This is a genomic window from Tateyamaria algicola, assembly GCF_047715485.1.
In the GTDB taxonomy this organism is placed as follows: domain Bacteria; phylum Pseudomonadota; class Alphaproteobacteria; order Rhodobacterales; family Rhodobacteraceae; genus Tateyamaria.
On sequence record NZ_CP180422.1, the window covers coordinates 2,142,669 to 2,155,104 of the forward strand.

Here is a 12,436-nt window from a genome sequence, read left to right on the forward strand (position 1 = left end):
GGGTGGTATGACGGGGGAGAGTGCGGCGAGCGCGGAGGCCTGGTGGCCGAATTGGGGCGCTTAGCGACGGTTCGTTTCAAATCCAAAACGACGCTGAAAGGGCCCGTTTACCTTCTGCAGAAGACTGATTCGATTCGCGAACACGGTCGAGTCGAACTGTCGATGCGCGCGCCAGCACTGCTGCCAATGGGCATCAAAAACTCGGCAGGTTCCCGCTGCAATGGGGGTTAACCTTACCTTAATGTATGTGAATCGGCCCACATGAGGCGTTGATTTCATAGTGATGATGAGTCAAGCTGACTGCATATTTTAGGGGCATTTCCGCCCGTTCAGTTCTTTGATCGCTTAATTTAGCCATTTTAGGTTGCCGGGGGGCAGGCGATCAAAGTCATTAGAGGAGAAGAGCGCATGAAAGATGCAGCTTTCGATACTGACTTCGCCGCTGAGACATTTGATAGTTTTGGCAAACCAGTTCTTCCAAACGAAAACATGGAAAGCGCACCCGACGCAGAAGCGATGGACGTCACCGTCGCAGAAGCTGCCGGAACCATGGTCGAGGGCGGCCAGAAGATCGACGCCATCGAAGCCAACACCGAGACTCGCGACTGGGATTGGTCCGACATGGACTCCATCGTTCTAGGCGATGCGGCCAAGACGGCAGTGACCGGTCTGGTGTTCCTGCCCAAGACGCGCGACGCGATTTCCGAGAACATGGGCAACACGACGACCGTGCCGCCCGTCTTCTCTTTTACATCCGCGACGCCAGTCAGTGATGACGGCGCTTACGGTGACCTCACTCTGCTGGTGCCCAGCGACGCACTCTATGGCAACCAGTGGCACCTGAACCAGCCATCCGGTGTACTGTTTGATCTGGGTGATCTTCAGACGATCTGGGATGAGTATTCCGGTGCGGGTGTCGAAGTTGCGATCATCGACGATGGCGTGCAGCGCAGCCACGAAGACCTCGATGACAACTACAGCAGCGTCAAAGACTGGGATTTCTTTGACAACGATACCGACCCTACAGGGGTGAATGGCAACAACCATGGTACAGCCGTGGCGGGGATTATCGGCGCCAACCTGAACAACATCGGTGTTGTCGGTGTTGCGCATGGTTCGACGATCTTTGGCTTCCGGGTGCAAACAAGTGGGTCGCTGCCCAGCCTCTATGACCTGTTCCTGGATCAGATCAACGATGCGATTGAAAATGCGTCGGGTGAAATCCAGACAGCTGGTGTCAACCGCGAAGCCGATATCGTGAACATGAGTCTTGGCACACAACTGGGCACCAACCAGTTCGACACCGAATTGCCAACGCCGTCGCTGATGAATGATCTCGACAGCTCCATCGATTTTGCTGCCGCCAACGGTCGCGGTGGTCTGGGCACGATCATGGTCAAGTCGGCTGGCAACGGTCGCTCGTCCAACCACGATGCCCAAGCCTCGGAATGGAACGCGAATGAACACACCATTTCCGTTGCTGCCGTTGATCAGAGCGGCTTTGTTTCCAGCTACTCTACTCACGGCAACAACATCCTGATCTCTGGCTTCGGGACACCCGGGCAGGTCTGGACGACAGACCGCATGGGTTCAGAAGGGTACGTATCCGGTGGTGCGACGCCAAACTACACCGGAGGGTTCAACGGCACATCCGCTGCGGCGCCAATGGTGTCGGGCGTGATTGCCCTCATGCTTGAGGCGAACAGCAGCCTTGGCTGGCGCGACGTCCAGGAAATCCTGGCCTATTCGGCGCGCCATGTGGGCACGGCCATCGGGTCGGGCACATCGGGCAGCGAAGAGTACGCGTGGTCCTTCAACGGCGCGAGCAACTGGAACGGCGGTGGTTTGCACCACTCTAACGACTACGGCTTTGGTCTGGTCGATGCCTTTGCAGCTGTCCGTCTGGCCGAAACGTGGCAAACATCGCACACGTCGGCGAATGACTCTACCGAGTTTGAGGACATTCTGAACACCACTCAAACCCTTACTGGCGGAAACGCCGCGAACGATTTCGCGATCACCTTTACCTCGGGCATCAGAATCGAGTTCATCGAGATCGATATCAACTTCACTGAATGGTACGATCTGGGCGATCTGGATATCGAGCTGATCGCACCCGACGGGACTGTCGCCCACATCATCGACAATATCGGTGAAAACGATGGTTCGTCGGCGGGTGGCTTCACCGGCCGGTGGGAGTTCATGACCCCTCAATTCATGGGGATGACCGCCACGGGCAACTGGACATTGCGTATGCGCGATAGCGACAGCAATACGGTGTCCCCAATCACGATCAATGACATCGACATCACCGTACGCGGTGCAGGTGGGTCAGAGACCGAAAACGCCACGTTCATCTTCACGAACGAGTTTTCGGACTATGCCGGCAGCACGCACTCGACCTCTGCCTTTGCTGGCGGGTCAACTGGTGTTGACACGATGAACGCAGCGGCGGTGACGTCGAACTCCACCGTCGATCTTTTGAACAACAGCGGGAACATTGATGGTGTCGCCATTACCGGCGTGTCGCACATCGAGCGTGTGTACACAGGCGACGGTCAGGACACCATCATCGGTGACAGCTTTGGCAACTACCTTGATGCAGGTCGCGGTAACGACTCTGTTTCGGGCGGCAGCGCAGGCGAAAGCATCTATGGTCGCGCCGGCAATGACATCCTGGATGGCGGTGGCGGCACCAACTTTGTCTACGGTGGCGATGGCAACGACACCATGATCGGTGGCAACATCGGCGATGACAACATGTACGGACAGGACGGCAACGACACGTTCCGCTACATCAGTGGCGTTGCTGGTAATGCGCAGGAATACGCGCAAGGCGGCAACGGATCAGACAAGATCCAGCTGTTTGACACCGGCACCTATGACTTTACCGCAGGTGGTACGATAACCGGGTTCAACGTCTTCTCGATCGAAGAGATCGAATTCTTTGCCAACGGCAACAACCAGGACAAAGAGATCATCCTGAGCGACAAGGAATTCCAGGGCGGCTTTGCCTTCGCCACGGATCTGCTGATCGACGGGAACGCCTCGGGTGGTTCCGACGATACCATCCGCATCATCATGAACCACGGCAACGTCATGGACATGTCGATGTGGCAGTTCCAGGATTGGTTCGGCGCATCGGAAATGGATGACAACGTCGACCGCATCATCGTGGAAGGCAGCAGCGGCAACGATACGATCACCGGGTCCAGCAAGGATGACGAGATCGATGGCGGTGCCGGTGTCGACAGCATCATGGGTGGTGACGGTTCCGATATCCTGCGCGGTGGCGCGGGCTCGGGTGACATCATCAACGGTGGCCTTGGCAACGACATCATGTTCCAGGTCAACGGCGAAGGGTCCGACCTGTTTGATGGCGGCAGCGGCAGCGATACGCTCGACTGGTCCGGCATGACGATCGGCACGTTCTTTGATTTCAACGCAGACACCTATGCCTACTCGCTGGGTGGCACGGCGCGCGACTTCAAGAACATCGAGCATGTGATCGGTGGATCGGGCAGTGACACGTTCATTGCAACGTTCCTCGGAAACGGGACCAGCATCGATGGCGGTGCCGGTGTTGATCACCTCGATCTGTCATCCAACGCTGCGAACATCTCGGTGAACCAACGTGTGTTCGATATCGACAATGGGTATTCGTTCAACGGTGGTGCGTTCCAGAGCATGTGGAGCAACCTGGAAAACCTGACCATCTTTGCCAACGTGGCAGGTACGGTTCTGGGTAACAGCGTGAACAACGTCCTGACGGGATCGAGCTATGACGACATCCTCAACGGCAACGCGGGTCGCGACACGCTGATGGGTCTTGCCGGCGCTGACCTGTTCATTCTGGACAGCAACGAAGGCTACGACGATATCGATGGCGGCACCGGTGTCGACACGGTCGACATCACTGCTCTGAACGGCATTGTCTTTGACCTCGCTGGGGAAACCTACGGCGTTGCGGGCTCTGCGTTTGTCTTCGACCTCAAGAGCATTGCCAACGTCACCTCGCGTCTGGCCAATGGCGACGACGTGTTCATCGGCAGCGGAACAGCCAACGTCATCAACGCAGGCGGCGGCAATGACCGGTTCGACAATGTGGGTGGTGGCGACACGTTCAATGGTGAGCTTGGCAATGATACGGTGACCTTCGTTTCCGGCTGGGGTACCGACACCCTGGATGGTGGCGCCGGCATCGACGTCCTCGACTTCTCGGGCATTGCGGCTGGTACTGGTGTCATCGGGATCGACCTTGACGGCGGCTACTCCTTCAACGGTGGTGGACAGTCAGGTACATGGTCGAACTTTGAAAATGTCATCGGTTCCGTCCGCGACGACAACATCGTGGGCAACGATCTGAACAACGATCTGCGCAGTGGTGACGGCAACGACACCATCAACGGTGGTGACGGTAATGACACCATCTACGGCGAAAGCGGCAATGACCGTCTGCTGGGTGGCGAAGGCGACGACTTCATCGCTGGCGGGTCGAATGGTGACACCATCCGCGGTGGTCTGGGTGACGATACAATCATCGGGGGCGGCGGTGCCGACCAGGTGCTGTATACCGGCCTGTCCTCGGGTGTCTTTGTCAGCCTTGAATCCGGTATCTCCGGTGGTGCCGGTGGTTCGGACAGCCTGTCGAACATCGAAAACGTGTTCGGGTCCGGCCATGCCGACATCATCTACGGCAGCAATGCCAAGGGGAACCGTCTGGAAGGCTCGAACGGCGATGACAAGCTGTATGGTCTGGATGGTCGCGATACCCTGCTGGGCGGCAACGACAACGACAGCCTGTATGGTGGTGACGATGTCGACCGTCTGCTGGGTCAGTCGGGCAATGACCGCCTTGATGGTGGTGCCGCGACAGACTTCCTGACCGGTGGTTCGGGCGCTGACACGTTCATCCTGTCCGACATTGCCCACACAGGCGTCGGCCGGTTCAACCGTGACGAAGTCCGCGACTTCTCGACCGCCGATGGTGACGTGATGAACGTCTTCCTGGTGGACGCGGACTCGACAGTTGGTGGCAATCAGGCCTTCACCTTTGCCGGTACGTCCTTCACCGGTACGGCGGGTGAGCTGATCCTGAACAACTACACCTTCAGCGGTGTGGATGTGACCATCGCCTCGATGGACGTCGATGGTGACGGCAATGCCGATGGTCAGATCTACATGGTTGGATCGGGCATCACGATCGCTGACTTCGTGCTCTAAACCACACAGTCACAACAAAAGAACAAGAGCGGCCCCCATGCGGGGCCGTTTTTTCGTTGCAAGTGTCGACGAAGGATTGATCCGGGCCGGGCACATGCTCCAAGGTGCAGCGGAGTTCAACTCATTTCAAAAGGTTGTGTAAAGTGCTGGATCAAACGAATTACGAAGAAGACATTGCGTCCGAAGAGGTTGAAGCCCCGAAGTCATTTGATGACCTGATCGCAGCCCTGGCAGCAGACGCTGGCGTAGATGCCCAGGGCACACTGGACCTCTTGTACCTGTCCGAAGACGCAGCCGATGCGCTGGATACGCCCATGTTGGGTCGCACCCTTCAGACATATCACGTGCTCGACATTCCCGACTTTGAAGGCGAAAGCGAAGACTTCGCCATCGAGACGATCAGCCTGCGCGATGCAGTGACCTATGACGGCCCGACCACCTTCGAATTCAAACCCAACCTGCAGGCCTTTGACGTCGTGGTCGATCTGGCGCCGCTGGCCGATGTTCAAGACCTCACCACATTGCCAGAGCGCGATACTGAATGCGGATGCCCCTGCGCACTGTGCGATCACGGTGCGTTTACTGCCGCCGATCTGGGGCTGAACGCGTCAACCGTGGGCGGCACGGGCGATGATCAGATCGACGGCGTGCTGAGCGGTGTGCGCTGGACACCCGGCCTGACCATCACCTTCAGCTTTCCACAACTGTCGACCGACTACGGCACAGGCTATCCGGGCAATGCCAACAACGAGGGGTTCGCCCCCACGACCGCAGTCCAGCAGGCGTTGATCCGCGCAGCACTCGAAGGCGAGACGTGGTTCTCGTTCGAAGGGTTCACGCTCGCCAATGTCGTTGATCTGGGCAACAGCGCGGATGGCATGATCCGCTCTGCCTATTCCACGGATGCGGGTGGGTCGGCTTACGCCTACTATCCGAATTCGGGAAATACGGGGGGCGACATGTGGTTCCGCCCGCAGGCGAACCCGACGGACTACTACCACTACGAAAACCCGATCCTCGGATCGACCTCGTGGCGGTCCACCCTGCACGAGATCGGTCACGCGCTTGGCCTAAGCCACGGGCACACGGCCAATGGCGGCTTCAACGCGCTGCCCGAGGAGTACAACCATCACGAATATAGCCTGATGACCTACTACAGTTGGGAAGGCAAAGGCGCGGGCGGTTACACCAACACGCAGTGGAGTTTCCCGCAGACGTTCATGATGTCGGATATCGCGGCGTTGCAGCACATGTATGGCGCTGACTTTACGCTGAATGCGGGCGACACGGTCTATACCTTCGATCCTCTCACAGGCCAGATGTCGATTGACGGCACCGGGCAGGGGACACCCGGCGGCAACAAGATCTTCCTGACCCTTTGGGATGGGGACGGCATCGACACCTATGATTTGTCGAACTACGACACGACGCTGATCATCAACCTGCAAGCCGGCGCCTACTCCGAGTTCTCGCAAGAGCAACTGGCCAATCTGGGTGGTGGACCGAACAACGGCTATGCGAGCGGCAACGTCTACAATGCGCTGATGTACCAGGGCGACACACGCTCCCTCATCGAAAACGCCAAGGGTGGCTCGGCAGCGGATTCGATCACCGGCAACCAGGTCAACAACAAGCTGGAAGGCAACGGCAACCACGATGCGCTGACAGGTCTGGCCGGGGATGACACCCTGCTTGGTGGCGCCGGCGACGACCTTCTGTTTGGTGACGAAGAGTATGTCTATACCGGATCGGGCCAGTACATTGATGATGGCAGTGCCGGTAACATCAACATCGGGTCGGCCGTGTCCCTCAATACGTTCTTCACCAATGACGAAGATGCGTGGAATGTCGGCGGTGTCGTGCCAACGGATGTGATCGAGCATGCAGGCTACGCACCTTATGTCACCGTTGCGAGCACGGGCACCGGCACAGGGCGCTTTTACTCGTTCACCATCCTGAGCGATTTGACCCGCGTTATCCTCGACATCGATGGGGCCGACTTTAACGAAGGGTCTCCCAATGATTTCGACAGCTACCTGCGCGTCTTTGATTCTGCCGGAAACCTGATCGTCTTTAACGATGATTCTTCGACAGCCCTGGGCGCGGGTGGCAGTGTGTCGGGCACAGACAGCTACATCGATCACGTGTTTGCCACCGCGGGCACCTACTACGTCTCGGTAGGGTCGTTTTCCAACGTGGACATCGTGCCGCTGGGCGGCACCTTTGCCATGTCGATTTCCGTTTATGGCGGTGTTGACGCGGCGCTGACTTCTGCGGGGGGCACCATCAACGGCAATGACAGCCTGGATGGTGGCGACGGCAATGATGCCCTGTTCGGTGGGCGCGGCAACGACCGTCTGATTGGCGGCAACGGTGAAGACACGCTGAACGGCGGCGCCTTCAACGACACGCTCAAGGGCGGCTACGGCGATGACACGCTTGATGGTGGCAACGGCTTTGACCAGGTGGTCTACACAGGTCAGACCAGCCGTGTGATCCTCAACCTCGAGGCGGGCACAGCGATCGGCGCCGCAGGGTCCGACACGATCCTCAACGTCGAAAACGCGTTCGGGTCCAGCTTTGGCGATATCATTTACGGCACCAATGCCCATGGCAACCGCATCGAAGGGTCGTCAGGCAATGACCGCCTTTACGGCTTGGATGGGCGCGACACGATCCTTGGTGGCAACGACAACGACTCCATCTACGGCGGCAACGATGTCGACAAACTGTTGGGTCAGTCGGGCAATGACCGTCTGGACGGTGGTGCAGCGACAGACTTCCTGACCGGTGGCAGCGGCGCGGACGTGTTCGTGTTCTCGGATGTCTCGCACACAGGTGTTGGCCGTTACAAACGGGATGAGGTGCGCGACTTCAGCACAGTTGAAGGTGACGTCATCGACCTGAGCGGCATTGACGCCAACACTGGCTTTGGCGGCAATCAAGGCTTCAACGTCGTGTCCAACTTTACCGGCACCTCGGGCGAATTGACGATCAAACAGTACACGTTCTCTGGCGTCGACGTTTCGATCATCTCGATGGACATCGATGGCGACGGCAAGGTCGACAGCCAAGTCTATGTTGTTGACGTTGACGGCACAGGTATCTCGGCGGCGAATGGTGACATCATTCTGTAACGCCAGCGACTGCAGAAACGAAAAAGGGCGGCCCATACGGTGCCGCCCTTTTTTCGTTGCAGTGTTCGGTAAACGCCGCGTAGGTCAGTCCATCGCGACGCTGCCACCATCTTCGTCTTCCAGCGCTTCGGCTGCTGCCGCGTCGGCCTTTGCCTTGCGCAAGCGTTGCTCGCGCGTTTCGGCAAGGGCCGCACGAATGACAGCGCGCAGCGGCTCTGTTTCCTCGGGGGTCAGAGCTGGCCAGGTTTCGACGGGTGTGGCTTTGCTGGTGCTTGGCGGTTTCAGGAACTCGGCAGTATCGAACTGTGGAAACGCCTTGGCTAGCCAGCGATTTGTCTCAACCGAGTCGTCGTAGATGGTTTTGACCAGCTCTGGTGTGAGGAAGGTGTAATTGTACACATCGTCGTTTTGCCGGGACATCCGGGACAATTGCATGATCGCGGATGAAGGCAGGTTTGCCTTGGGATCCTTGGCGACCTTGCGGTACTCGTCGCGGCAATAATAGATGGCCGACAACCCTTTGAGACCGATCTTGTGATTGGCCTGCTGCATCTCTTCCATCTTGATGTCGACGCCCAGCAGATTGTGACAGAAGTGTTCGACAATCCCCATTTTCTTGGCAGCGCTGGCAAAAGGCAGGCAGACAACTTCGCAATCATGCGCAGCCTGTTGCCATGTCTCCACGATCTCGCGGTAGTCCGCAATCTTGCGGCCGGTGCTTTGGTAAAAGTCCGCCATGCTTTCATCCGTCGCACCAAAGCGGGCGAGTTGGTTATAGCCGGATTCGACATATTCCCACTGCGGCCGGATATACATCACGATGCTGCGGCGATGGTTCGGGAACAGCTTGCGCAGCTTGGCGGCTGTGACCATCGCAAGATGGCCGCGGAATGCTTCGGATGACAGCACGATGTTCGGCGCGTCGGACGCCGCCACTTCCGCTGCCAGGTCTTCCCACGATCCGCCCGAAGGATTGAATTTGGCCGGGTCATAGAGCTCGTATGCCAGATTGTGGTGTCCACGCATCCGCTTGGCCAACCGCGCCTGCCCTGCCTTGGGGTAGACGATCCCGTGTGGCGCAAACGTCTCAGGGAAATCCGCTAACGTCCGTTGGATGGCAGTCGTGCCGGTCTTGGGGAAGCCGACGTGGAGGATAATGTGTTGTGTCATATCTGGCCGTCGTTCTCAAAAGAGGCGGATAGTGCAGCCGCAGGCCGCTTGATTGCATAGATCAACGCGCGATTCCAGACAACAGAGCCGAATTCGCGGATTTTTGCTCTAAACTGTTCTCGTCCGAGCGTTGGGACAGCATGTGTACGAAACGCTCTGACCATTCCGAATTGATGCTGCTGTGCTGGCTTTCGACAATGGGAATGTCTGGGCGGCGCGCACCCACGGCGCGCGGCAGGCCAAGCGCCTTGATCAATGCCTTGGTTTCCTTGGCAGGGTCACTGATGAATTGCTCGTGAATGACCACATGGGGGGACACGCCGTTCTTTTCGAAGTACTGGCGCCATTGCTCTTTCTGCTCAAGCACCTGCATCAGCTTGCTGTAGATACCGTCAAAGTTGAACTTTGGAGTCTGCCAAGCCGGTTGCGTATAGATGAATGATCCCGTTTGCGCGGCGATTTCCCAGGATACGGCCTGACCAACCACGTCTGCGCGCTCGATACGCACCCACTGACTGCCCCGGAACCAGGTGTGCAGCTTTTCCGTCGGCAGGGCAGAGAGGTGTGACCAGTGCATCTTGATCGAAAAGACGCCATTGCCGCTGGTGCGTCGCGAGACGAGATACGACAGCGTATTCCAGTGCGACGTTGTGCCCGCCCGCTCTTGCCAACTCGCCCAATGGGCGGGGTTGAGGTATTCCAGCGGCAATCCGGCGCGAAATGTCTGATACAGGTTCGAGCAGACAAAGTGGCTGCCGCACCGCGGCGTTGTCGCAAACATCAGCTTTGTTTTCAGCTCGGCGCCTGGTGTGGCGAAATCATAATCTTCCGACCGGGTCGGCTGATAGATGCGATTTCGTTTCTTTCGCGCCAGAATGCGTGCTGATTGCCGCTGAAGCGACTCGGCACTGCGTTGGGGTTTGGCGCGATTTTCCTCGGAACCAGTCATAACAAAATACTCGCACGACACGCCCAAGTGGTGCCACCTGAAAATTCACGTCAATCCGCGTCGTCAAACGCTTTTGCGGCCTTTTTCATTTTGGGCAGGACCTTGAACGGTGCAACTTCAGCCAGCTTGCTCAGGTTGATCTTGTTCCCGATGGGTACAAAATTCTCCTCCGGCAGGGTGGCATCGCTGATGATGTCCAGATCGCTCAGGTCAAAGGCCGGCTTGGGATCGTGGATGCCCACGGACGCAAAGTAGTCTTTGAACTTGATCCCGTCCCCATGCACCTGCGCACGCGAATTGGTCACGGTCGCCAGCATGGCGGGCAAACCGTAGGCCTGCGCAATGATGACACCATGCAGTGACGTTGACACGATACGCTCGCAATGCAGCATCTCGGTCAGGAACTCTTCGATCTGGTGATATCCCAGGCGGCGGATGCCGATCTGGCGAATGGCAGGATCGAACTGCAACGGCGCTTCTTCGTGCTGGTAGTGCAGGATCAGGCCTGTCTTGTGCGTCTTTTCCACGTTGGGGCGGAAGATTGTCGGCAGGAACCACGCTGCGTCGCCATACACCTCGTCGCATTTACCGCCACAGCGCAACACGAGGTCGCGCGTGTAAGGACCGCGAACAGAGCGGTAATCAGCCTCGGGATCCAGTTGATCCTCTTCATGCGGAGAGCCCGCACCCCACACCTGGCATCCAGCCTTTGCGAACTTGATGATCGACCCGATCGGGTAGATGCCCGTGCCACGCTGCGCGTATTTCGGCGGAATGCCTGTCAAACCTTCGACGACATATGGGTTGATGATGTCGCCCAGGTTGCCGGGATAGGGTTCTTCCCACCAGAAGATGTTGGCGCGTTTTTCGTCAGGGATTTTCCGCTTTTCCGCGCGGCGGTCGAGGTCATAGCGGAACAACCGGCTGCGGCAGAAATTGATCATCGTCTGATGCTCGGTTTCCTCGACCAGCTTGAACAGGTCATCGGCCTTTTTCCAGTCATGCGCTTCCAATGCGCGCAGCAACTCGAACCGTAGCGCATAGGGGCGCAGTTCGGGGATCTTGCGACCGGCGTTCAATTGAGACTTGAGGCCCTTGGTGTCGTTGGCCCGCATTAGCAGGTCCAGCAATTTGACGAACGAGATATAGTCAGACGGATTGATCTTGATCAGGTAGCGGAACATCGCTGCCACCATCGACCTGTTGCCTGCCTTGGCAAAGCTGTTGATCATCTCTGTCACGACGATCTTCTGTTGATCGGGTGCCAGGCTGCGGGGCGTGTGTTGTTTCACCTTGCCCTTGAATTCATTCACATTTCCGCTGTCGCCATGTTTGAACAAGGCGCGCGAGATGTCTTCGTCGCCGGGGCGCGCGATGTCGCGCGGCGACAACATCAACAGACGCAACTGTGCAGAGGAGGTGCGGAACGCTTCTTCGAGAATGTAGTCGTCTGTGAATGGACCCTCGTGCGTACGGTCGATTTCGCGGCAGTCTTCGAGCAACTGGATCGTGTCCGGCGTGTATTTGAACAGCAGGTAGCCGGGGTGAAAGCTGCGTGCCAGGCCGCCCGGATTGTACTGCGGCAGGTACTTGAAGCTGCGCGCGAACAGGGCCACGTCAAAGTCGCCCTCGGCAAGGCTGTTGGGGGAGCCGAGCAGGACGCTGTCCACGTCCAGCCACATGATGGCGGACTTATGCTTGTGCAGCATTTCTCGGTAGAAAGAGACCTTGCGGCGGCAGATTGCTGCCCAATCCTCACCGTCGTGAATGTTGATCGGGACGATGTCATGCACGACGCCGAACTTGTCACACTGCGCGCGCAACTCGCCTGCTTTTTCCTCGTAATATCCGCCAGTTGTGTAAAAACTGACAACCGTCAGCGGTGTTTCGGGAACCGGTGTAGCGCTTGTGCCAGATAGATTGAAAAATGGAATTCTCATACTCAATGCCCCCGCAT

5 protein-coding genes are annotated in these 12,436 nt (G+C 57.7%); 2 read left to right on the forward strand and 3 right to left on the reverse strand.

All coding sequences use genetic code 11. The annotated features are described in order from the left end of the window. The first annotated feature begins 408 nt into the window (after positions 1-408). Together ACMHLQ_RS13000 and ACMHLQ_RS13005 are read left to right on the forward strand one after the other, a co-directional pair. Complete coding sequence (locus ACMHLQ_RS13000) at positions 409-5,223, forward strand: S8 family serine peptidase (protein ID WP_415405228.1); 4,815 nt, start codon at positions 409-411, stop codon at positions 5,221-5,223. Positions 5,224-5,366: 143 nt separating this feature from the next. Then, positions 5,367-8,360 carry a M10 family metallopeptidase C-terminal domain-containing protein gene (locus tag ACMHLQ_RS13005; RefSeq protein ID WP_415405229.1) on the forward strand — a complete coding sequence of 998 codons (2,994 nt, stop codon included), beginning with the start codon at positions 5,367-5,369 and terminating at the stop codon, positions 8,358-8,360. Between the two features lie 84 nt (positions 8,361-8,444). Here the strand turns inward: ACMHLQ_RS13005 and ACMHLQ_RS13010 are convergent, their stop codons facing one another. The 3 genes from ACMHLQ_RS13010 to ACMHLQ_RS13020 all read right to left on the reverse strand — a co-directional run bounded on the left by ACMHLQ_RS13010 (position 8,445) and on the right by ACMHLQ_RS13020 (position 12,419). Continuing rightward, positions 8,445-9,530: a hypothetical protein gene (locus ACMHLQ_RS13010; RefSeq protein WP_415401072.1), complete on the reverse strand. Its 1,086-nt coding sequence runs from the start codon at positions 9,528-9,530 to the stop codon at positions 8,445-8,447. Positions 9,531-9,591: 61 nt separating this feature from the next. Continuing rightward, entirely contained in the window at positions 9,592-10,311 is a 720-nt protein-coding gene (locus tag ACMHLQ_RS13015; protein ID WP_415401074.1) for a Stf0 family sulfotransferase, read from the reverse strand. 218 nt (positions 10,312-10,529) lie between these two features. After that, entirely contained in the window at positions 10,530-12,419 is a 1,890-nt protein-coding gene (locus tag ACMHLQ_RS13020) for a polysaccharide pyruvyl transferase family protein (RefSeq protein ID WP_415401075.1), read from the reverse strand. Positions 12,420-12,436: the final 17 nt, after the last annotated feature.

What these genes read in the sequence shown, in the direction of transcription:
- ACMHLQ_RS13000 (WP_415405228.1), top strand. Translation starts at nt 409, where the DNA reads ATGAAAGATGCAGCTTTCGATACTGACTTCGCCGCTGAGACATTTGAT.
- ACMHLQ_RS13010 (WP_415401072.1), bottom strand. Translation starts at nt 9,530, where the DNA reads ATGACACAACACATTATCCTCCACGTCGGCTTCCCCAAGACCGGCACG.
- ACMHLQ_RS13015 (WP_415401074.1), bottom strand. Translation starts at nt 10,311, where the DNA reads ATGTTTGCGACAACGCCGCGGTGCGGCAGCCACTTTGTCTGCTCGAAC.
- ACMHLQ_RS13020 (WP_415401075.1), bottom strand. Translation starts at nt 12,419, where the DNA reads ATGAGAATTCCATTTTTCAATCTATCTGGCACAAGCGCTACACCGGTT.